Source organism: Undibacterium sp. GW821-FHT07F11 (assembly GCF_059418665.1).
Genome location: NZ_JBWKQH010000004.1, coordinates 50,495 through 73,166 on the forward strand (window position 1 = coordinate 50,495; position 22,672 = coordinate 73,166).

The 22,672-nt window shown below is 50.6% G+C and carries 23 protein-coding genes; 10 read left to right on the forward strand and 13 right to left on the reverse strand.

Annotated features, from left to right (window positions below; translation table 11 throughout):
* Positions 1-66: 66 nt before the first annotated feature.
* From AC07OI_RS10785 to tyrS, 7 genes are all read right to left on the reverse strand, one after another.
* A complete protein-coding gene (locus tag AC07OI_RS10785; RefSeq protein WP_492702433.1) occupies positions 67-456 on the reverse strand; it encodes an ArsR/SmtB family transcription factor in 390 nt (129 codons plus the stop codon).
* Positions 443-913, reverse strand: coding sequence for an SRPBCC family protein (locus tag AC07OI_RS10790; protein WP_495257208.1), 471 nt, complete (start codon positions 911-913; stop codon positions 443-445). Before AC07OI_RS10790 ends, AC07OI_RS10785 begins: the two co-directional genes overlap by 14 nt.
* Positions 910-1,398 carry an SRPBCC family protein gene (locus tag AC07OI_RS10795; RefSeq protein ID WP_495257209.1) on the reverse strand — a complete coding sequence of 163 codons (489 nt, stop codon included), beginning with the start codon at positions 1,396-1,398 and terminating at the stop codon, positions 910-912. The genes AC07OI_RS10790 and AC07OI_RS10795 overlap by 4 nt, the downstream gene beginning before the upstream one ends.
* A 522-nt stretch (positions 1,399-1,920) precedes the next feature.
* Entirely contained in the window at positions 1,921-2,589 is a 669-nt protein-coding gene (locus AC07OI_RS10800) for a histidine phosphatase family protein (protein WP_495257210.1), read from the reverse strand.
* Between the two features lie 22 nt (positions 2,590-2,611).
* Positions 2,612-3,052 carry a D-aminoacyl-tRNA deacylase gene (gene dtd, locus AC07OI_RS10805; protein ID WP_495257211.1) on the reverse strand — a complete coding sequence of 147 codons (441 nt, stop codon included), beginning with the start codon at positions 3,050-3,052 and terminating at the stop codon, positions 2,612-2,614.
* A 181-nt stretch (positions 3,053-3,233) separates the two neighbouring features.
* Positions 3,234-3,653 carry a hypothetical protein gene (locus AC07OI_RS10810; protein ID WP_495257212.1) on the reverse strand — a complete coding sequence of 140 codons (420 nt, stop codon included), beginning with the start codon at positions 3,651-3,653 and terminating at the stop codon, positions 3,234-3,236.
* 127 nt (positions 3,654-3,780) lie between these two features.
* Positions 3,781-5,049, reverse strand: a complete 1,269-nt coding sequence (gene tyrS / locus AC07OI_RS10815) for a tyrosine--tRNA ligase (RefSeq protein ID WP_495257576.1) — start codon at positions 5,047-5,049, stop codon at positions 3,781-3,783.
* 266 nt (positions 5,050-5,315) lie between these two features.
* Here tyrS and AC07OI_RS10820 point away from each other — a divergent pair, with 266 nt between their 5' ends.
* From AC07OI_RS10820 to AC07OI_RS10845, 6 genes are all read left to right on the forward strand, one after another.
* Positions 5,316-6,686: a M23 family metallopeptidase gene (locus tag AC07OI_RS10820; RefSeq protein ID WP_492702423.1), complete on the forward strand. Its 1,371-nt coding sequence runs from the start codon at positions 5,316-5,318 to the stop codon at positions 6,684-6,686.
* A gap of 3 nt (positions 6,687-6,689) precedes the next feature.
* On the forward strand, positions 6,690-7,223 hold the full coding sequence (locus AC07OI_RS10825; protein ID WP_495257213.1) for a GNAT family N-acetyltransferase: 534 nt from the start codon (positions 6,690-6,692) through the stop codon (positions 7,221-7,223).
* A 53-nt stretch (positions 7,224-7,276) separates the two neighbouring features.
* Positions 7,277-8,419, forward strand: coding sequence for an anhydro-N-acetylmuramic acid kinase (locus tag AC07OI_RS10830; RefSeq protein ID WP_495257215.1), 1,143 nt, complete (start codon positions 7,277-7,279; stop codon positions 8,417-8,419).
* Positions 8,420-8,742: 323 nt separating this feature from the next.
* Positions 8,743-9,393 (forward strand): DsbA family protein, encoded by a 651-nt coding sequence (locus AC07OI_RS10835; protein WP_495257216.1) that lies wholly within the window; start codon positions 8,743-8,745, stop codon positions 9,391-9,393.
* On the forward strand, positions 9,390-10,316 hold the full coding sequence (locus AC07OI_RS10840) for an aldo/keto reductase (RefSeq protein ID WP_495257217.1): 927 nt from the start codon (positions 9,390-9,392) through the stop codon (positions 10,314-10,316). Before AC07OI_RS10835 ends, AC07OI_RS10840 begins: the two co-directional genes overlap by 4 nt.
* A 276-nt stretch (positions 10,317-10,592) precedes the next feature.
* Positions 10,593-12,926 (forward strand): putative bifunctional diguanylate cyclase/phosphodiesterase, encoded by a 2,334-nt coding sequence (locus tag AC07OI_RS10845; protein ID WP_492702413.1) that lies wholly within the window; start codon positions 10,593-10,595, stop codon positions 12,924-12,926.
* A gap of 216 nt (positions 12,927-13,142) precedes the next feature.
* On the opposite strand, the gene AC07OI_RS10850 is transcribed toward AC07OI_RS10845, so the two are convergent.
* From AC07OI_RS10850 to AC07OI_RS10860, 3 genes are all read right to left on the reverse strand, one after another.
* Entirely contained in the window at positions 13,143-14,030 is an 888-nt protein-coding gene (locus AC07OI_RS10850) for a LysR substrate-binding domain-containing protein (protein ID WP_492702411.1), read from the reverse strand.
* 195 nt (positions 14,031-14,225) lie between these two features.
* Entirely contained in the window at positions 14,226-15,650 is a 1,425-nt protein-coding gene (locus AC07OI_RS10855; RefSeq protein ID WP_495257218.1) for an FAD-binding oxidoreductase, read from the reverse strand.
* A gap of 184 nt (positions 15,651-15,834) precedes the next feature.
* A complete protein-coding gene (locus AC07OI_RS10860) occupies positions 15,835-16,389 on the reverse strand; it encodes a hypothetical protein (RefSeq protein WP_495257219.1) in 555 nt (184 codons plus the stop codon).
* 158 nt (positions 16,390-16,547) lie between these two features.
* Between AC07OI_RS10860 and AC07OI_RS10865 the strand changes: the two genes are divergently transcribed.
* Together AC07OI_RS10865 and AC07OI_RS10870 are read left to right on the forward strand one after the other, a co-directional pair.
* Entirely contained in the window at positions 16,548-17,099 is a 552-nt protein-coding gene (locus AC07OI_RS10865) for a cob(I)yrinic acid a,c-diamide adenosyltransferase (RefSeq protein WP_495257220.1), read from the forward strand.
* Between the two features lie 288 nt (positions 17,100-17,387).
* Entirely contained in the window at positions 17,388-18,341 is a 954-nt protein-coding gene (locus tag AC07OI_RS10870) for a restriction endonuclease (RefSeq protein ID WP_495257221.1), read from the forward strand.
* Between the two features lie 122 nt (positions 18,342-18,463).
* Here the strand turns inward: AC07OI_RS10870 and AC07OI_RS10875 are convergent, their stop codons facing one another.
* Both AC07OI_RS10875 and AC07OI_RS10880 read right to left on the reverse strand, forming a co-directional pair.
* The gene (locus tag AC07OI_RS10875) at positions 18,464-19,246 is read right to left on the reverse strand and encodes a 3-hydroxybutyrate dehydrogenase (protein WP_495257222.1); all 783 of its coding nucleotides are present in this window, start codon (positions 19,244-19,246) and stop codon (positions 18,464-18,466) included.
* 18 nt (positions 19,247-19,264) lie between these two features.
* A complete protein-coding gene (locus AC07OI_RS10880; protein WP_495257223.1) occupies positions 19,265-20,014 on the reverse strand; it encodes an acetoacetate decarboxylase in 750 nt (249 codons plus the stop codon).
* 321 nt (positions 20,015-20,335) lie between these two features.
* Here AC07OI_RS10880 and AC07OI_RS10885 point away from each other — a divergent pair, with 321 nt between their 5' ends.
* Positions 20,336-20,983: a DsbA family oxidoreductase gene (locus AC07OI_RS10885; RefSeq protein WP_495257224.1), complete on the forward strand. Its 648-nt coding sequence runs from the start codon at positions 20,336-20,338 to the stop codon at positions 20,981-20,983.
* Positions 20,984-21,098: 115 nt separating this feature from the next.
* On the opposite strand, the gene AC07OI_RS10890 is transcribed toward AC07OI_RS10885, so the two are convergent.
* The gene (locus tag AC07OI_RS10890; protein WP_495257225.1) at positions 21,099-21,659 is read right to left on the reverse strand and encodes a hypothetical protein; all 561 of its coding nucleotides are present in this window, start codon (positions 21,657-21,659) and stop codon (positions 21,099-21,101) included.
* A gap of 281 nt (positions 21,660-21,940) precedes the next feature.
* Here AC07OI_RS10890 and AC07OI_RS10895 point away from each other — a divergent pair, with 281 nt between their 5' ends.
* Positions 21,941-22,627, forward strand: a complete 687-nt coding sequence (locus AC07OI_RS10895; protein WP_492702391.1) for a hypothetical protein — start codon at positions 21,941-21,943, stop codon at positions 22,625-22,627.
* The last annotated feature ends 45 nt before the right edge of the window (positions 22,628-22,672 follow it).

Below are 22,672 nucleotides of genomic sequence, written 5' to 3' on the forward strand. Positions count from 1 at the left end.
ACTGCAATATTTAATCGGTATCAGGTAATGAATAAAACGAGACACAATGAGCGAAGAAACTATCGCTTAATCATCCTTCTCCACAAATCTCTTCAGCCTGCCCAGTGCCATTTCCCATTCGCGACCTATGGACTCCAGTGTGCGTTTGGCTTCATCTATGCTGGCAGGTTCCAGTTGCCACAGCCTCTCTCTTCCGGTCTTGATGTCACTGACGACGCCAGCCTCTGCCAGTACGTTCAGATGTTTGGTGACGCCCTGACGACTGATGGCGGTGGTTTGGGTCAAATCAGAAATCGAGAATGCGCCACCAGAGCAGAGTACAGCCACCAGCTTCAGACGCGTTGGGTCGCCGAGGGCGGCGAAGACATGTGCCAGCGTGTCGTCGGCAGTGACTCTGCTTGCGACTGACTCGCTGGCTTTGCTTGCTACTTTATTTGTTACTTTATTTGCTGACATGGTTGAGCAGATTTTGCAGTTGTATTTCCCAGCCTTCTGTATTCATTTCAAAAGCGGTGCGGCGACGGTGTGCTGGTACTTTGTCAAAGCCGGATTCAATGACGGTCAGCAAGGTGGCATTGCCGGGCGCATCTTTTAAGCTGAAGCTGACCAGTGTCGGGATTTCGTCAGAGTAATCAGCGGTGGTATCGACTGCATACGGATGCCAATGGAAAGACATGGCATCTTGCGGCTGTATGTGCTGGATGATGATATCGAAGATCAGACCTTCGCATCCCGGATGAGTAAACGGGCCGCGTGTACGCTGGCCAGGCTGGAATACCTGACCTGTCAGGTCGGCTCCAAACCATGCGCCAAATTCTTCGGCATTAGTCAATGCGCGCCACACGCGTTCACGTGCGCCATTGATGACGATGCTGCGCTCAATGCTATCTGTGCTACTGGTATCCTTACTCATGCTGCTTTCCTTTCAGTAGATGGTGCCTGCTGCTGATCAGCTGGGACAAAGGGGGTGCCAGTGCCGGTTTCCAGAAATTGTTGCAGGCTGACGAGAAAATGCTGCCAGCCATTCATGCATAGCGTATAGCATTGCAGGGATGGCAGCAGGCCGATGTGCTCCATATCCAGACGTGTCTTGCCTAGTCCTGCATCACTCATGCGAAATATGACCTCGGTACCTACCCATTCGTCAGCACGGCTAACTGATTCTGCCACGATATGGGCACGGGTGCATAGCCAGTGTACTTCGCTGTCGGGTTCCAGTTTCTCTATGCGCATGTCCTTGTAGCACACGCTGAAGTGGAATTTCAGGGTGTCGCCGACGGCTGTGCCACCTTCGCAATCCAGAGTCCACCAGGCACGCAGACCTTCGAGAGTGGTAAGGGCTGCGTAAACGGCAGCAGGGCTGGCTTTGATGCTGAGACTTTGCTGGTAGTTTTTCATGATGTATTTCCCTTGCATTAAATAAGCAACCAAATGGATGCATATTTATTATGGGACGGATTTTGAATAAATGCAACCAAATAGTTGCATTTAATTTTATACACAAACCCTTAAATGCAAATGGAAATTTTCTTTACATGGTCTTGCTAATGGGGAAGAGAGAAATACTGATTGCCGGTCTTTTTTGCATGCGGGAGGCGTCAGACCGCTGAGTGCATTACCATGAAAATTAAGTGGGTAGTAGTCTGCAGGTGACTGGTGACGTTGTTAAGGAAAGGCTGATTATTACTGCTGTAGTACACGACAAAAGCCGCTGGAGCGCCAGTCCGGTGGATTCCTGCCTTCGCAGGAATGACGATTTGGAGAGTCACGGGGTTGTCTATCTTCTATATATAGGAGAGACTATAATTTGCTGAGTACACCAATGACTATTCAAAAATTAATGTCGCTCCAGCACAGACTGGAGCCTGGCGGCACTCTTCAATAGGCAGGTAGCGCCGGTTATTGTCGTAGTACATTACTTCAGTGCTTCTCGACCTTGCTCTGATTAATTTCATCCAGCCCATCCGCATCCAGATGTGCAATATCACCCCATTGCACCAGCTTGATTTCTTTGCCTGTCACTTCAAAGCGATTGATGCTGGCGTTATAGATAGTGACTTCACGCGGTGCATTCAGCGGTAAATCCTTGGCTGCACGGTAGGCACATTCAAGCACACCGCCGTGAGCAACCAGGGCGATTTTCTTGCCTTCAAATTGCTTGGCATAGTGCAGTACATGCTCCATGACGCGCTTATGAAACTGGCGTATGGTTTCGCCTTGGTTTTCACCAGGCGGGAATTGTGCATCTGGCTCATGCGCTTGCCAGGCATTGTATTCATTGCGGTACAGGCTGGGCAGTTCGCTATACAGTTTGCCTTCAAAACCACCAAAGCAACGCTCACGCAAGCCCTTGTCTATGCGCGTGCTGACGCCTTGCAAGCGGGCAATTTCACCAGCGGTTTGCACGGCGCGCTGCAAGTCGCTGGAGATTATCGCGTGCAGCTTTTCATTTTGCAAAGCCCAGGCCAGCGCCTTGGCCTGGCGCGTGCCTTCTGCATTGAGCGGGATATCAAGATGGCCTTGCAAGCGGCGTTCTGCATTCCAGGCGGTTTCGCCGTGGCGTATCAATAAAATTTCTGTGGGTTTCATGTTCTCGTTTTGCTTATTTGGCTTATTTGGTCTTCAACCAGAAAGTGACCGGGCCATCATTGGTCAGCGACACTTTCATGTCGGCACCAAAGCTGCCGGTTTCTACCTGAGCATGTTTGCTACGTGCCAGGGTGACGAAGTAGTCGAATAATTGCCTGCCCAGTTCTGGTGGAGCAGCCGGTGTGAAAGAAGGGCGGGTGCCGGAATTGGTATCAGCTGCCAGCGTGAATTGCGGCACCAGTAGCAAGCCGCCTTGTACATCGGTGACACTGCGGTTCATCTTGCCAGCGTCGTCAGAGAATACACGGTAAGCGAGTAATTTTTTCAGCAAGTCATCAGCCTGTTTTTCAGTGTCTTCGCGCTCGGCGCAAAGCAGGACCATCAAGCCTGCATTGATAGCACCTATGGTGTTGCCGTCGACGACGACTTTGGCTTCGGTGACTCTTTGTAGTAGGGCGATCATGGGGATGTTTTATGCTTGATCAATGTATGGAATTCGACTGGAAAATTGCAAGGGGAAAAACAGTTGCCCTTTACTTTGAAAAAAAACTGAAATTGAAAGTGCTGGGTTAGTTGCGGATTTTTATATCATGCAATCATGGAAGAACTTACCTGGATATTAACGATGCATCGATCACCATTTCTTAATTGAGCTGACGATGATCTTTTGCAAGCTTGAACATTCTTAAGTTTTTTATAGCTCGAATTTGGATATCAATTCTTTTCTTGCAGTCTGCAATTTCCTGGTCTAAATTTTCGTGTTCTGGATTGATGAATTCAAGAAGCTCTAATGCTTCTGCTTCCAAGCCTATATTTTTTAATGCCATGGCCGCGCCGAATATTGCAAAACTGTATCCTCGTTCTTCAGGGTACCTGGAAGCATAATTGAGGTAAGTTTCAATGGCTTCACCATCACGCTCTAACTCATACAAGCAATCTGCATAGGCAAACAAAAGTTCGGGATGTTCTTTATCTGTTATTCCCAGAGCCAAATAAGCATTCACAAACTCACTTTGATCAGAGAGAGCTTTTTCTAGTAAGGTAGCAATGTGATTTTGATCCATATGAATATCGGTAGTCTCGTAGGTTGGGCTACGATTTGCCAGCTCAACACTGGGCCTTAAATGACTTGTACATTGTTCACGCGCCGAGTGTTGGGCTGATGAGGCGTAGCCCAACCTACACACAACATCACGCCGTCAAAGTCACTTTCGCAAACTTGCGACGACCAACTTGCACTACAAAAGTACCAGCTTCGACTTTCAAACCCTTGTCGCTGATAACGACGGAATCAATGCGCACGCCACCTTGTTCAACCATGCGCATGCCTTCACCTGTCGATGCACACAGATTTGTCTGTTTCAACAATTGACCTATGCTCAAAGGTGCACCGCTGATAGTGACTTCTGCCACATTATCCGGTATCCCACCCTTGGAACGATTCACAAAATCCGCCAGCGCATCTTCTGCCGCTTGCCTGTTATGGAAGCGCGTTACGATTTCCTGGGCAATCGCCACCTTGATATCACGCGGGTTCTGGCCTTCTGCCACGGCTTTTTTGTAGGCAGCGATTTGCTCCAGCGAGCAGAAAGACAGCAACTCGTAGTAACGCCACATCATGGTGTCAGAAATACTCATGATCTTGGCGAACATGGTATTGGCCGGTTCAGTGATGGCGATGTAGTTGTTCTTGGACTTGGACATTTTTTCCACACCGTCCAGGCCTTCGAGCAAAGGCATGGTCAGGATGCATTGCTGTTCTTGTCCATAATCTTTTTGCAGTTCACGACCTACCAGCAGGTTGAATTTCTGGTCGGTGCCACCAAGTTCCAGGTCAGATTTCAGGGCGACTGAATCATAACCCTGCATCAGCGGGTACAAGAATTCATGCACGGAAATCGGCGTGCCGGCCTTGAAGCGTTTGGTGAAGTCATCGCGCTCCATCATGCGGGCGACGGTGTATTTGGATGACAGTTGTATCATGCCGCGTGCGCCGAGTGGGTCTGACCATTCAGAGTTGTAGCGTATCTCGGTCTTGCTGGCGTCCAGCACCAAAGCAGCCTGCTTGAAGTAAGTCTGGGCGTTTTCTTCTATCTGTTCGCGCGTCAGCGGCGGGCGGGTGGCATTGCGGCCAGATGGGTCACCGATCATGGACGTGAAGTCGCCGATCAAAAAGATCACGGTATGGCCCAGATCTTGCAATTGGCGCATCTTGTTGAGCACGACGGTATGGCCCAGGTGCAAATCTGGTGCAGTCGGGTCCAGGCCTAGCTTGATGCGCAGGGGTTTGCCGGTCTGTTCACTACGTGCCAGTTTTTGGGCAAATTCGGATTCGATGAGCAGTTCATCAACACCGCGTTTGGTCACTGCCAGTGCATGTTGCACTGCATCGGAGAGAGGCAGGAGTTTACTGGCATTACCAGTGTTTTCAGGGGAGCTGGAATTTTGTTCAGAAGTCATCATGAATGGAAATCAAATTTTTTGTAACACCGCTGGTCGAATTCCAAATCTGAATCCATAATCAGCGTTTGCCAAATTCTGAGTGTTGGTTAAATAGCAGGGATTATCGCGTAAACCGGATGTCAGCAATTGAATGCTAGTTCCCTGGTTTTATAATCCCGAACTTTGGTGTTGCAGTTTTGATATTTCGCACATTTTATGTGCAAGTGCATCTCGTTGCAACGATCTCGAATTTTCGATAAAAACAGTCAATTTTAACTTATTGCATGCGTCCAACAGATAAATTACTTCGATTAGTCTCTGGTGGCAGACTGTTGTTTGGCACCACACGCGCTTCGCGCATCGTTTCCGTCTCCGCACTTTTCTTTGCAGTTTGCGCATTTGGCGCAGTTGGTGTTGCTCCTTTGGCACCAGACGCGTCTGACCTGCCGGTCAAGCGCATCAAAGAAGAACTCAGCCTCCCCTCACTGGATGACCAGGTCGCCGCACTCGAAGCGGTTGACCAGCAATTCATCCGTGAAGCCACTTTCAAGAGTAGTGAGCAGTTAGCCACGTTCTTGCAGCGCATAGGTGTGGATGACGACGAAGCGGCACAGTTCATCAAATCAGACAATATTGCACGCGGTATCCTGCAATTCAGGGCTGACAAAACCGTGGCGGTAAAAACGGATGAAGAAGGTGAACTCCTGTGGTTACAAACAACTGTCTCAGATGGCCCGGACAAACCAGTCAGGAATATCGTCATCAGCCGTGATAATAATGGCAAGCTTACATCTGCCGATATTACTGCCAAGCTGGAGCGACGTGTAGAAATGGCAACAGCCTATATCCGCACCGCCTTTTACCCGGCTGCCGATGATGCCATGATCCCGTATAACGTCACCGAGCAGGTCAAATCCATGTTCGAGACCAATGTTGATTACCAGCGCCTGCAAAAGGGTGACTATTTCAATATTGTCTATGAAAGCTTCTGGCAAAACGGTGAGCGCGTCCGCACTGGTCGTGTGCTGGCAGGGGAATTCAGCAATTCTGGCAAGCTGTATCAGGCAGCCTGGTTTGAAGAAACTGGCGGCAAGGGTGGTTACTACACCTTTGATGGCAAGTCCCTGAAAAAAGCCTTTTTGAAGTCACCAATAGAATTTACCCGCGTATCTTCTGGCTTCTCCATGCGCGTGCATCCTATTTCCGGTCAATGGAAAGCGCATAAGGGTGTCGATTTTGCCGCCGCCACTGGCACACCTATCCGTGCCTCTGCTGATGGCGTAGTTGATTCTGCTGCACCAAGCAATGGTTATGGCAACCTGGTGGTACTCAAGCACTGGAATAACTACAGCACCGCTTACGCTCACATGAGCCGCTTTGCTGCTGGCATACACAAGGGCAGCAAGGTCAGCCAGGGTGATGTCATTGGTTATGTAGGTACGACAGGCTGGTCTACCGGCCCGCATCTGCATTATGAGTTCCGTGTCAATAATGAAGCCCGCGACCCCATGAGCATCAATATGACAGAAGCCGCCCCATTGGCAACTGCTGAAATGGCCCGCTTCAAAGGTTTTGCCGGTGACATGAATCATAGATTCAACCTGCTGCACCCTGAACGCATGGCAGAAACCATGCGACTGGCCAAGCGCTCATAAGTCTTGGCTGGTTTGTTCGCAGGCGAAGTCATCATACGCAAGGCAGAGACAGAAGATGTCTCTGCCTTGACCGTGTTGATATTGCAAGTCTGGCTTGATACCTATGTCAAGCATGGCATCAAAAAGTCGATTGCCGATTATGTCTTGTCTGAACTGACAGCAGCACGCACAGCAGCTTATCTCGCACAAACAAATACCCACATCCTGCTGGCAGAAATCGATGGTCATCTGGTCGGCTATTGTCAGACGCTGAACGGCAAACACAATGACCAGGTGCAGGCTGAACGCCAGGCCGAGCTCGACCATCTCTACGTACACCCTGGATTTTTTAGTCGCGGCATAGGTCGCCGTTTGCTGGTTGAAGCCGAAGAACATTTACGCGGCCTGGGCGTACAGCAACTCTGGCTGACAGCCTGGGTCGGTAACGACAAAGCCTTGCGCTTTTATCCGCATACAGGCTATGCCGACATAGGTGCTACCATCTTTCGTATGGAAGACGAAGAGGTCGCCAACAGAATTTTCTGCAAGACGCTGTAATACCTGGCTGACTCTTCTATACTCATGCTGATCAAAACACTGGTGGAGTCAGCATGCCGCAAAATCAAAACAATCCAGCCAAAATCTATATAGGCCTGATGTCTGGCACCAGCCTGGACGGGGTTGATGGTGTCTTGGTGTGCCTGCCTGAACCAGATGACGATGCTGGTACCGGCATGCAGATCATGGCAACGGCCTATATTCCCTTTGACCCTGACCTTCGTGAGCAAGCTATGCGCTTGCAACAAGCCAGCGAGAATGAACTGCATCGTGAAGCACTGCTGGCAAATGACCTCGCCAGAACTTATGCCGCCTGCGTCAAAAAACTGCAGGCAGCAACAGACGGGCAAACCGTGCATGCTATTGGTGTGCACGGGCAAACCATACGGCACAGGCCAGAGCTGGGCTATACCCGTCAGACCAATAATCCCGCCTTGCTGGCAGAACTGGCTGGTATCGATGTGATCGCTGATTTTCGTAGTCGTGATGTCGCAGCGGGCGGTCAGGGTGCGCCACTGGTGCCCGCCTTTCACCGCGCCGTATTTGGACGTGCTGGTGCTTCCAGTGTGGTTGCCAATATTGGCGGTATCAGCAATATCAGTGTGCTGGCAGCTGATGGTACTACCCGTGGTTTTGATACTGGCCCCGGCAATGTCCTGATGGATGCCTGGGTACTGCAACATCAGAGCAAGGCTTACGATGCCAATGGTGACTGGGCCGCACAGGGTGCAGTCATACCCGCCCTGCTGAGCAGCCTGATGGATGAAGCCTACCTGCAGATGCCGCCACCAAAAAGCACAGGGCGTGACCTGTTCCATCCGGCTTGGTTGCAAGGCAAATTGCGGGGATTTGAAACCGCACGGCCTGTCGATGTACAGGCCACGCTATGTGAATTTACTGCACTGACACTGGCCAATGATATCGCCCGCCATGCAGTCGATGCTGCCCATGTCTATGTCTGCGGCGGCGGTGCGTTCAATTGCCATCTCATGCAGCGCTTGCAAGCTTTGCTGGAGACACAATCATGTGCCGCTATCGTCAGCAGCACAGGCGTACTCGGTGTCGCGCCTGAACAGGTAGAAGCCCTGGCCTTCGCCTGGCTGGCACAGCGCTTTTGCTTGCGTTTGCCGGGGAATCTGGCGGATGTCACGGGCGCTGCAGGTGGACGAATTTTAGGTGCCCTATACCCCGCGTAGTTTAGCAGGGTGCGCCCCGCGCACACCGTAGTCACGCGTGTAAATCCATGCGTGCAAATATAGGCAGGCAGGTGCGCACAGCGCACCCTGCAAAATCGCAGGCGACAGCTAGTGGACTGTAACGGTGAAAGCGGAAGTGAAGGACATGTGCCCGGCGAACCAGGGCAAGGCGCAAAACACAGCGATAGCGGGGCTATCGCGAGTATTTGCAACGCAGCCATGGTCGTCGCGCGCATGGCAGGCACTTCGCTTTTCACTGTTACAGTCCACTAGTCCCAAGTTTCTATACAATGAGCAATCAATATTTATGCTTTGAGGCTCTTATGACGCAACTGATTTATGTCGCCGACCCCATGTGTTCCTGGTGTTATGGCTTTGGGCCAGAATTGCTGGCTTTTCTTGACACTGTACCTGATGCCAAAATTGATTTGATCATGGGTGGCTTACGCGCCTATAACAAGCAAGTGCTGGATGATGCGACGCGCACTACCATCATGGGACACTGGCAGCAGGTGGCTGAGCGTAGTGGCCTGCCTTTCAGTGACACTGCGATGTTGCAAGCCGGTTTTGTCTATGATACCGAGCCCGCCTGCCGTGCTGTGGTGACAGCACGCACATTGACTGATGATGATACCGGGCGCTCTGCACTGGCAGTCTTCCATGCGGTACAGCATGGCTTCTATGCCGAGGGACGTGAGGTGCGTGATCCGGCGATCTTGTCTGAACTGGCAGTCGCTGCCATGAACAGGGTCGAAGGCGAGGGCAGTTTTGATGTTGCCAGCTTTGCCGAGACGCTGGTTTCACCGATGGCCATGTCAGATACGCGCGAACATTTTGAACAGGCAAAAAACTGGGGCATACGCGGCTTTCCGGCGCTGTTGCTGGTGCACGAAGGCGCTCTGCACATGATCGCTTCTGGCTACACCACGCGCGATGATTTGATCTCCACATTTCAACAGCTAAAACAACAATGACGACCAATCTGCAAATTACCTCAAGCGCAGCTATTGCCCCAAACGGCCCTGAATTTTCCCGCATCGTACTGGGCTTGTGGCGGCTTGCCAGTTGGCAAATGACGGCGCAGCAAAGGGTGACATTTCTGGAACAGGCTCTGGCGCTCGGCATCAACACCATGGACCAGGCTGATATCTATGGAAATTATGAAAGCGAAAAATTGCTGGGCGAAGCCATCTCACTGGCACCGCATCTGCGCAATAAGTTTCAGTTCGTCAGCAAATGCGGTATCAAGCTGGTGTCTGACAATCGACCTGCCCATGGCATGCAGCATTACGATACCAGCGCCGCGCATATCATTGCTTCTGCCGAACAATCCTTGCGTGCCATGCAGATAGAGCAACTGGATTTGTTGCTCATACACAGGCCAGATCCGCTGATGGACGCCGACGAAATGGCAGGCGCATTCAGGCAGTTGCAAGACAGTGGCAAGGTCAGGCATTTTGGTGTGTCCAACTTCACCAATAGCCAGTTTGAATTGCTGGCGTCACGTTTCCCGCTGGTGACCAATCAGGTTGAATTGTCGCTGCTGCATATGCAGCCATTGCATGATGGCACCCTGGATTTATGCCAGCGCCTGCGCATCGCACCGATGATCTGGTCCGCCCTGGGTGGTGGCAGCCTGTTCCGTCCTCTGCATGAACAGGATGAACGTGGCCAGCGCATCAGCACGGTGCTGGCCAGGATTGCGGCAGAACTTGATGTCAGCCCCAGCGCTATTGCCCTTGCCTGGATTTTGCAACATCCATCCAGACCCCTGGTGTTGACCGGCTCTGGCCGCATTGCAGCCATTGAGGAAGCAGTCAGTGCCACCGCCATCACCCTCAGCCGTGAACAATGGTTTGCTTTGTGGTGCGCGTCAGCAGGTAAAAACGTCGATTAAAAATGTCGATGAAAAATTTTGACTAAGCGGGGTTCTCAGCGTGCAGTAAAGGGTGTCAAAATCATGCTTATACAGCAAGGCTGTACGATCTGATATTGCCCAGTGTAAATGCCATTTTGTCGCTTTTTGCTAGCATGGGCGTATTTTCTGTCTGAATAGACAAATGTTGGTATAGTATTACTGTTCCGGCCGCTAAACCAAGTCTGGCCTGTTTCGTGATGTGATTGCAGAAGGACAGGATTTGTGACTGTTTTTCAATTCATCCGCAGTAACTTTATGGCAAACTCTTCGGCACCGGGGGAAACTCATCAGTGGCGCGAGCAGGTATTGTCGGCGATCCTGTTTTTTGTACTTGCCCTGGGTGGTGCAACTGCCATACCCAGCATTGTGCTGGCCATCAGTGAAAACCTGTGGTCAGTCGTGGTGGTAGATATTTTCGCCCTGGCCTGGGTCGCCACTGTCTGGCGCTTGCCATTTTTGACCTATCAACAGCGCGCCTGGAATTTTTTGCTCTTCCTGTATTTGCTGGGCGTCTGGTTCCTGATCAAGGTGGGTCTGACTGGGCTGATTTATTTACTGGCTTTTCCGGTACTGACCTCTTTGCTGCTGAACATGCGGCTGTCCATGCAGGCCCTGATATTGTCTTCTGTCAGTCTGCTGGTGGTGGGCTATATATCGGATTCCAATTTGCATGTCTATGGTTTTGATTCCCACCCTTTCATGCAACTGGTGGTAGTGACCATCAATTTCACCTTTATTGCAGCCGTCATGTCCATCTCTTGCGGCGTGTTGTTGCAAAGGCTGGACAGTTCACTCGAGCATCAGCGCATCATCACGGCTTCGCTGCAGCACGGGCAAACTTCATTGAAAGTCGCGAACGAAGAATTGCGCCTGATCGTTGCCGCCGTCGCACGTCTGAATGACATCGTCATGATCATCAAGGTGGATATTGATGCGACAGGAAAACGTCGCTTGAAAATCGTCTTTGTGAATGACGCTTTCGTGCGCCAGACTGGTTTCAAAAGTGAAGAGGTGATAGACAAATCGCCCGTATTTTTACAAGGCCCGCGTACCCAGGCAGATGAACTTGATAAACTCAATCAGGCGTTGCTTTCTTACGAATCAGTACATATAGAATTGATTTGCTATACCCATGACGGCAGTGAATTCTGGATGGAAGCCGATGTCGTGCCACTGGCCGATGATCAGGGTTTATTCAGCCACTGGGTTGCCACGGGCCGCGATATCAGCGATCGTAAAAAAGCCCAGGAGCATATACACAGGCTGGCTTATTTTGATGTACTGACAGGCTTGCCTAACCGCCGCCTGCTGCTTGACCGCATGAGCATTTTGCTGGCGACAGCAAGACGCAGCAATATGGTCAGCGCTATCCTCTTCATTGACCTTGACCACTTCAAATACATCAATGATGCCCGTGGTCATGCGGTGGGCGATGCCTTGCTGAACCTGGTGGCGCAAAGGCTCTCCAGCAGCCTGCGTGAGGTTGATACGGTTGCTCATATTGGCGGTGATGAATTTGTCGTCATGCTCTGCCATATTTCCAATAATGTAGCGGCGGGTGCCCATGCTGCGCAGGCCGTGGCAGAAAAAATACGCCATTCGATATCACAATTTTTTGATATCAATGGCCTGCAATACAGCACCACCTGTAGTATAGGCGTGACCCTGTTGCCGCGTGAAAACCAGAATTCACATGACTTGCTGCGTGAAGCTGACACTGCCATGTACCGCGCTAAAAGCAGTGGACGCAATCAAATTGCCTTTTACGAAACCGGCATGCAAACCGAGGTTGAGCAAAGACTGACCATGGAAAGAGAGTTGGGCGAAGCCATCTCTGGCGGTCATCTGCACATGTACATACAGGCCCAGGTCGACAGATTGGGCCGGCCGGTTGGCGGCGAAATGCTGATGCGCTGGATACATCCTGAGCGCGGCTTTGTTTCACCTGCGCTCTTCATCCCCGTGGCAGAAGAATCCGGCATGATCTTGCGCCTGGGCGACTGGGTCATGGAACAGGGCTGCCTGGCCCTGCTGCAATTGCAGGAGGCCGGTTGGGACATTCCCGTATCAGTCAATGTCAGCCCCAAGCAATTCCGCCAACCTGATTTTGTTGAAAAAGTCAGGCGCGTATTGCGCTACACAGGCGCACCACCAACACGCCTGATCTTGGAAGTGACCGAAGGCCTGCTCATCGACAATCTGCATGACACCATCGCCCGCATGTTGGAATTGACGACCCTGGGCATACGCTTTTCCATCGACGATTTTGGCACCGGCTATTCCAGCCTGGCTTATCTCAAGCGCCTGCCCCTGTACGAACTCAAGATAGACAAGAGCTTTGTGCAAGATACACCAGGTGATGCGAATGGCACGGCCATTGTGCAATCGATTTTATCCATGGCTTCGCATCTGGGTTTGCGTGTCGTCGCAGAAGGGGTCGAGACCAAGGAGCAGGCAGAATTTTTGATCGCCAACGGCTGTGCATCCATGCAAGGCTTCCTGTTCGCCCGCCCCATGCCACTGGATAAATGGCTGGCCCTGCAAAAGCAGATAGAGCAGCCAGGGCAGGAGAGCAGCAGGGTGGTGTAACGCACAGTTTTGCGGTGCGCATAGCTCATTTCTAAACGTAGCCGTGATGCAGGGCGCATTGCAATGTGCCGCATGATATTCCAAATCCCGGGCGAAACATTTGTGCCGTGCGTGAGGCACACATGCGGCGCAATATATTGCGCCCTACGGTTATCCTTTTGCCAAGGTCACCGTGATTTATTGACTTGAGAAAATCTGTAGGGTGCATCCCTATAACTAAGCCTGCTGATAAGTTGCCTGCATCCAGTCAATAAACAATTGCACCTCTGGCCGTATATTTGCCTGCGCCTCATGCACCAGGTAATAGGCATGCGGTGGCGTTGCCAGTTGCGTATCAAACACGCGCACGACTTCACCCTTGCTGATCATGTCCTGGGCAAATTGCTGACGGGTCAGGCCTATACCATGACCATGCTTGACTGCTTCCAGCAACAAGCCCAGATCATCAACACGCAAACCGGTCGTTGGCTCAGGCCAGTCCAGACCCGCGACTTCAAACCATGGCTGCCATGGTTCCAGGGCTGAACGCAAGAGCTTTGCATGACGCAAATCTGCCGGGCTTTGTATGGAAGGCAAAGTCTTCAGGTAAGCCGGGCTGGCCACCACGAAGCTGGGCTCGACGAATAACTTCTTGGTCACCAGATTAGGGTATTCACCGGCACCAAAACGTATCTCTACATCGCTTTCTGACAGGCTTAAGTCATACAGCGGTACAAACAGATAGACTTCAATTTCTATGTCTGGATAAGCTTGCGTAAAACTTGCCAGGCGTGGCATGAACATATAGCGTGCAAAGGTTGGCGGTACAGTCACCTTGACGCGCAACTGGCTTTGCGTGACCTTGTTCGGCAAAGGGAAATCAGACAGGGTGCGCAAGGCTACTCGGACCACGTCGAGATAACGCCGCCCAAATTCAGTCAGCGTGACACTGCGCCCCTCGCGTACAAAGACGCGCTCGCACAAATGCTCTTCCAATAAACGTATGCGATGCGACAGCGCAGAAGGCGTGATGCACAGCTCTTCAGCCGCCACCGCAAAAGAACTATGCCGCGCCGCAGCCTCAAAAGCAGATAATGCATGTACCGGTGGTAATCGTGTTGCCATACTCTTCCTGATGTGTTCTGTTTGGTGTTTCAGTTACCACGAATAAGTGAGCGACAAGAGTGGTACAGGTAATTGGCGAGAGCGACGCAGGCGTAGTAGCCATATTGTTTCTCCTGGAATTCCTCTGCGCTATCTCTGTGACCCCGTGCCTCTGTGGTGAATGGTCTTACTTGAATAATTTGATACGGTCCCGACTTATTCTTCAGCTTCATCCCACGCAATAATCTTGCCGGGATTTAAAATATTCTTGGGATCAAATGCATGCTTGAGCAAGCGCATCATGTGTATCGCATCTGCCCCATGTTCCTCGATCAAAAATCCCATCTTGTGTATGCCCACGCCATGCTCGCCAGTGCAAGTACCATCCATGGCAATCGCCCGTGTCACCATGCGCTGGTTGATGGATTCTGCCACGGCAATTTCTTCCGCACTGTCCGGGTCCACCAGCATCAGCACATGGAAGTTACCATCACCGACGTGGCCGATGATGGAATAGGTAATGCCATGGTTTTCACAATCTATCTGGGTTTCACTGATGCATTCTGCCAGTCGTGAAATCGGCACGCAGCAATCAGTAGAAATCGAACGCGAACCTGGCCGCAATTGCAACAAGGCAAAATAGGCATTGTGCCGTGCCGCCCACAGCCGGCTGCGGTCTTCTGGCCTGGTCGCCCATTCAAAATCACCGGCACCATTGGCGGCGGCAATTTCTTGCACCAGCTCTGCCTGTTCTTTCACACTATGTTCTGTGCCATGGAATTCAAACAGCAGCAAAGGCTTGACTGGCAGGTTCAGTTTGTCATGGGCGTTGATGGCGCGCACGCCATTCGCGTCCAGAAACTCTACCCGCGCAATTGGCACACCCATTTGTATGGTCTGGATGACAGTATTCACTGCATCTGCATTATCAGGGAAGCTGCACACTGCAGCAGAAATCGCTTCTGGCAGAGGATAAAGCTTGACCGTCACTTCAGTGATAATGCCCAGCGTTCCTTCGCTGCCGACAAACACTCGCGTCAGATCGTAACCGGCAGATGATTTCTTGGCACGCGAACCCGTGCGTATGACGCGGCCATCTGCTGTGACCACCGTCAAGGCCATGACGTTCTCACGCATGGTGCCATAGCGCACCGCATTCGTGCCAGAAGCCCGTGTCGCCGCCATGCCACCCAGGCTGGCATCCGCACCAGGGTCGATGGGGAAGAACAGGCCAGTATCACGGATCTCGGTATTCAACTGCTTGCGCGTGACGCCAGCCTGCACGGTGGCCGTCAAATCCTCGGCATGCACGGCAATCATGCTGTTCATTTGCGACAAGTCTATTGTCACGCCACCGTGCAGGGCCAGGATATGGCCTTCCAGTGACGAACCGGCACCATAGGGTATGACAGGAACATCATGCGCATGACACAGCTTGACGACCTCGGCAACCTCTTCGGTACTTTGGGCAAACACCACCGCCTCTGGTGGCATGGGGTCATACGAGGATTCATCGCGACCATGATGCTCACGCACCGCCAGGGCGATGCTGCAACGGTCTTCCAGCAGGGCTTGCAAGGCATGCAGCAAACCGGCGGGCAGGGGCTTTCTGACACTCGCCAAAATGGCAGGATGGTTCATAATGCGGTCCGTACTGGTGATGGTGACCTCTATTATGCTGTGTCCAGCCAAATTTTGCCGTATCCTTTCAAAGTTCCTGGCTTATTTTATTTGCCGGTGGCAATTCACACGCAAGCCACCGTTGTATGGGCAGCAGTACCAGACGGTACCAAGTGGTACCCATCGGCATTCTGCAGCTGCGCACTTATCCCAATTGCACTGCCTGTGCGTTTGCATCCGACAATTTGAATAGCAAATCTTCAACAGCGGTTTCTGAAACGGAACCAAGATCAATGCTGACTTGCAGAGCCCCACCTTCTGACGTGATCGCAGACATGAAATGCACCACGCCATACAGGCCATCTGCATTCCTGGGATTTTGATCCTCACCATCAAACCATGTCGTGAACCAGTTGACTAACGTGACCTCGGCAAGCTCAGGCGTCAGCCCGCTGATCTGCAAGGGCAGCCAGTCCCAGGTGAAGGGGGCAATACTTACCTTAGTGCCAGACATTTCAAAACCAAAGGGATCAAATTCCAGCTGGGTCTTCGCATCCACCGTGTGTGATTGACCGGCAAATTCACCCTCTGCCGGTATCCAGTCTACCCGGCAAGGCAGGGCAGGCTTGCCTTCCAGGCTCAGCAAGCCATCTGCATTACGGTAGGCGGGTTCAACATGGACATCGTCTTTATTAACAGCAGCCGCAAGTACGGCAATATAAGAAGCGCGGATCGCGGCGAATAATTGTGTAAGTGTCATGGCGCGATTATATTGATAAGGCACAGGCAGGGCAATGATGGCGGGCAATCATATGTTAATAACAGATATGCTGTATAGGCTGTGTATAGTGTGTGTTCAGGCAGATTTTGCCGTATCCTTTCACACTTCCTTATTTATTTTTCCTTATTTTATTTGCCATGGGTAATCGACTCTCAAAAATCGCAACACGTACCGGCGACAAAGGTACCACTGGTCTGGGGGATGGCAGCCGCATCGCCAAAGACGCCCTGCGCGTGCACGCCATGGGCGACGTGGACGAACTCAATTCACAGATCGGCGTCCTGCTGTGCGAAGACATGCCCGAGCAGATGAAGCAGGAATTGCTTTCGATACAGCACGACCTGTTCGACATGGGTGGCGAACTCTGCATCCCTGGCTACACCATGATCACCGATGCTCAGGTGGAGCGGCTCGATGCCCTGCTGGAAAAATATAATGCCGACCTGCCACCGCTAAAAGATTTCATCCTGCCCGGAGGCTCCCGCGCCGCCGCCATCGCCAACGTCTGCCGCACCGTCTGCCGCCGCGCAGAACGCGCCATCGTCAGTGTCGGCAATGCCGAGACTATCAATGATGCGCCAAGACAGTATATGAATCGTCTGTCTGATTTGCTGTTTGTGTTGTCGCGGGTGTTGAACAGGTTTGCGGGGGGGAGTGATGTGCTTTGGGAAAAAGAACGCCAACGCTAGTCGAAACCCTGATTAAGCTACTGCGCGGCCTTATTTTGAGCCTGCGATGCTCATCGTACTAAAGTACGATTGCGCTTCTTAACTCAAACTAAGGCCGCTCGCTACGCTTACTCAGGGTTTCTTGATTCAGTTGAAAATATAAAAACGGTTAATTTTCGATATACAAATTTATTACGGTAACTATGAGTTGAGTATCTAGGCTTGGATTAGATAACTACAAATTCGCCCAAGAATCAAAAACTTGATGGTTATCGTTTGATTCGGCGATCGTGGGGGCAGAATTAAGAAATGACGAACTACTCTGATAAATTCGAGAAAAAAATATGTCGAATTCATACACTCCTCGCGGGCAGTGGATCTACAGTGACTTGGAACGATAAACTTCCTGATCCTGATAATCCAGATCAAACAAGACAAATTGATGTCACTGTTAAGCGCATTGATAGTTTGACTTTAATTGAGTGCAGAATTCATAAAAAAGTTCAGGACGTAAAATGGATCGAAGAACTAATAGGACGGCGATTAAGTTTACGGGCAGATGTGGTTATCGCGGTTTCTAATTCTGGTTTTACGATCGGGGCTAAACAAAAAGCAAAGCAGTTCGGGGTAATACTTCGCGACTTGCAGAGTCTTAGCGAACGAGAAATTCAGCAGTGGGGTCAGAATACTCGTGTATTCTTAACATTCATAGAGTATGCAGATGTAGAGATTGATTTTGTTATGAGAAGTGCATTGGGACATAAAGCACATCTTGACGATATATTGAAAAGTTTTGAACACACAAATTCGCTATACGACATATTTGAAATCGCATCCAATGCAATAATCTCAAAAGTTACAACTGATAAGAAAGCCTGTTGCAACTGTAGCTTTAAGGTGCATAAGCTTGTAACAGCGGGAATGCTGATTGAAGAAGTAAGATTTAGAGCAACTGCAAAGAAAATAATACAAGACCTTCAAATACCGTCAGTTGTCGCCTATGATGCGCCGCACATTAAAAATACTCAAAGGGAAGTGACAATTGAGGAAGTCGCATTTGGTGATTTTGAAATTACACAATCATCAAATAACGTTATTATTGCCATTGATCTCTCACCAGTGAAATGCCCTCCCAACTCTCAATATATATCCGTCAATTTTGACTTTGGTAGAACAGTAAAAATAATAGATATAGAAATTTTGGGGCTGCATCAATTTTCAATTCCGCTTGAAACTCTAAAATTAGGCTTGATAGTTGTTTAGTAAATTCAACCTCTAAATTTCACCATAAAGCTTCTCAACGGAAAATTGAGTGCTCATAGACCGCAACGTAACGTTGCGGGTCTTTTATAGCAAAGTATTAGTTCTTTATTTCATAGAGAAACTTACTGCATATGCCACCCATGACTAACCGTGATGGATTGGCCTGTCAAAGCGTTAGTACCAAAGGCCGCCAGGAATAGCGCGGTCTGGGCGACGTCTTGCACGGTGGTGAATTCACCATCCACAGTTTCCTTGAGCATGACGTTCTTGATGACTTCTTCTTCTGTGATGCCGAGTTCTTTTGCCTGTTCCGGGATTTGTTTGTCGACCAATGGAGTGCGGACAAAGCCTGGGCAGATGACGTTGGCGCGGATATTGTTTTTTGCGCCCTCCTTGGCGACGACTTTTGCCAGGCCTATCAGGCCGTGCTTGGCGGTGACGTAGGGGGCTTTCAGTGGTGAGGCTTCGTGGGAGTGGACAGAACCCATATAGATCACGCTGCCGCCTTTGCCGCCAGCGATCATGGAACGCATGCAGGCACGGGTGGTCAGGAATGCGCCGTCCAGATGGATGGACAGCATTTTTTTCCAGTTATCCAGGCTCAGGTCAACCAGCGGGCTGATGATTTGTATGCCTGCATTGCTGATCAGGATATCGATGTTGCCGTAGGCGGCGATTGCATCTGCCACACCTTTATCTATCTGTGCTTCGTCAGTCACATTCATGGCTACTGCCATGGCGGTGCCGCCGGATGCTTCGATTTCTTTGGCGGTGGCTTGTGCTGCTTCCAAAGCCATATCGGCGATAACGATTTTGGCACCTTGTTTGGCGTATTCTATGGCGATTTCTTTGCCTATGCCGCTGGCAGCGCCAGTGATGAGGGCGACTTTATTATTGAGTAGCATGTGAATTCCTTTATTTGCTTATTTCTTGGTGGTGGCGAGGTAATCGTACGCAACTGTGCCGTAGGGCAGAGTCAGGTCAGACAGGATATGAACTGCAGATAATACTTCCAGTACCGGCAAGCCAGCGACAGGGGCCAGGGCATGTGCGTGCAAATCCAGAGCACCTGGCCCACCCCACGCACCTTTGACGGTGATGTCGGTTAGTTGGTACTGCACCAGTTCGCAGATGCGCGGCGTGCCATCGACATGGGGGATGATTTTTAATAAAAAATTCGGAATTTCCATACTCGCTTTGACGGCTGCATGATCGAGTTGCGTGTGCTTGAAACCCATGGTGCCGGTGGCGATGCGGAAGTCGCTGTAGTCCAGTGTGCCTATCAGGGTGTCTTTGTGCACCCTGAGCTCCGGGTCTCCTAGTTTCTTTGGGAAACCCCATAACTCACGTCCAGCCGCAATCGGTGGGTGGTCGTTCAAATACATGCTGTGCACGTAAGCGCCATGCACGCCATCAAGGGTGACCGGAATAACCTGGCCGGATTCGCAATAATGTCCAAACCCTGTTGAATCCGGCATGTTGATGAACTCAAACTTGACGACAGGTTCTGCAAGCTTCAATGGTGCCGGGATGATTTTTTCCAGCAACTCAGGATCAGTACGGTAGGTGATGATCAGGTATTCCCTGTCGGTAAAGCGATAAGGGCCTGGCGGGAAAGCAGAATTGGAGTAGGGCATTGCAAAGGCATTGCGGCGGATTTCATCTTCTGTCATTTGTCTTCTTCCTGAGCTAATGCATGGGTGAGTGCGGCAATGGATGACGCTGTGCTGCGTGTGTGCTTCAGTAAAATTTCTTGCCTTGAAATAAGCCATTGTTAGACTCTTAAGATATAGCCATGTGCGCATAAATAAAGTTGCAAATAAAACTAATTTGTATCAGTTTGTAGGCGGCTTGCGCCGCAGCATCCTGCAGCCACTTGAATTGACTGATAAAGTGCACATATAAGCTTGCATACTGGTGCCTGGAGGTAATACCTGAGGCACTGCAAATTGGATAGCTGCGGCATCAAGCCGGCAGCGGAAAGGCAGCATAAAATGAGTAAAGAAGTCAGAATCGACTTTGTATCAGACGTGTCATGCCCTTGGTGCATCATCGGGCTCAAATCGCTTGAGCAAGCCATAGAACGCGTAGGTGATAATGCCAATGTGCAATTGCATTTTCAGCCTTTTGAGTTAAATCCGGCGATGGTGCCGGAAGGGCAGGACATTGCAGAACACCTGGCCGAAAAATACGGTGCCACGCAGGAACAGACTGCCAAAAACCGCGAAATGATACGGGCACGCGGTGCAGAGCTGGGCTTTGAATTCAACATGGCAACGCGTAGCCGCATCTACAATACCTTCGACGCGCACCGCTTGCTGCATTGGGCTGAACTGCAAGGACGCCAGCACGCGCTGAAAGTGGCGCTGTTTGAACTGTATTTCAGCAAGGGTGAAAGCCCGGCTTCGCATGAAGCCCTGGTACGTGTGGCAGGTGAAGTGGGATTGGATACGGCAGAGGCCGCGCGGATTCTGGCATCAAGTGACTATGCTGAAGAAGTGCGTGAAACAGAGCGCTATTATCACCAGCAAGGCATCAGTTCTGTACCGGCAATCATCATCAATGAACGCCATCTGATTTCAGGTGGTCAGCCGCCGGAAGTATTTGAGCAGGCATTGCGCCAGATTGCTGCGCAGGGATAAGACAGTTCGTCTGGGATCCTAAAAAAGATCCGGGAACAAATCCGGGACCAGGAGCTTCTCAATGTAGAGACGCTCCTGGTTTTTTTCTTTTCAATAAGTAGAATTTATTCCTGTTTCATGGAATGAGTTCCAGTGATTGCAAAAATCGATCTGCAATTTCTGCTGCCTTGTTGTCTTGTGGTGCATGGCCAATTTGCTGCATGTAAATGGTATGTGGCGCTACATAGGCTCTCAGAATAAAATCCTGACCCTCAAGCCTGCCTTTTAATTGTTTCCCTTTCAAGTTACCTTTGGGCAGGTCTATATCTTTCCAGCCACTGTCAGTATCAAGTAAAAACCTGGAAACAAAACTTCTGCGCAAGTTGTCCAGCATGGTGTTCAGGTAGATAGTTTCATAGCCTGCTGGCGATGTGTCATTCGGGCGAAATTCCAATATCCCCAGCATCAGCGTGCTGCCCTCTGTTTCCATTAAGTAGGTGGTGCGTTTATACGGGGCTCCTTTACGGTCGGGCATCGCCTCTTCGGTTTTTTCTGGTGTGCCTGCTGCCCAAAATTTGATGTGCTTGTCGTCAGTGGTAAATGTTTGGCCGCCAGATTCTGCTGCCTGAACCAGTCCGCAAAACATGGAGATCAGGATGATGATTGCTGACCATAGTTTTCTTGCGTGGATGTGCATGCTAGTTTCCTTAAAAAGTCTTTACGATATGGGGCTTAGTGGTAGTTATTTACAATTCTCTGGCATCCTCCGGCTGACAAGTCAGCAGGAATGCGCGTGTATAAACCACAGTGCAATGATTATATTGATGTTGTGCTTTCAGCTCAAATTCCAGGCGATCAGCGGTAATCTCTGGCGATGTAAGGTAGTTAAGTATCAGCGTTAGCTGTAATACAGGTTTTTGTCGCCAGAATCGATAATGTTTTATAGTATGCAATACTGTCAATCCTCTCATTCAAGCCATGCAAGTTCACAAAATCGCTATTTCATTGCTGCTGTTTGGTCTTGTTCTGCACACTTCTGTTGCCCGGGCGGATGAGCCGGCGTGCCAGTCTTATGCTTTTGTCGAAGACCACAGCAAGCTGGCACTGGTCAGTGTCAAAGCAGATGCTGAGCAAAAACTGTACTTTTACAAGGATGAAAAATCTTGCCCTGAAAAAGGAGAGGCCTGCAAGATCAAAGCCTATGTGCTGGCTGGCGATGAGCTGATCACCAATCAACGCAGGGGTGATTGGGTTTGTGCCTGGTATCCCGGCGCCAAACGCGAAACAGTGGGCTGGGTCAGGGCGGACAGATTGCTTCACAAATCCAGCCTTGCTGAAGCTGCCGTGGCGAAACCAGATGACTGGCTGGGTAAGTGGGTTTTCTATAAGTTCGCTGAACTGAGTATAAAGAAAAAAGGAAAATCACTTAGCTATGCTGGCAATGCGGTATGGGAGGGGGGCGGTGGCAATGTCCATGTCGGCGACGTATCCGGGTTGATGGTGCCGCAAGCCAATAAGGCTCTGTTGAACGACGGTGCAGAAGGAGATGGCTGTAAGCTTGAATTGAGCTTGCTTGGATCTTATCTGGTCGTCAAGGACAATAATGTCTGCGGCGGTCTGAATGTCAGTTTCAGAGGTGTTTACCGGAAGAAGTCAGCAAAGTAGATAACAGGTCATAGCAGGCCAGATGTCGTACACTTGGCCTACATC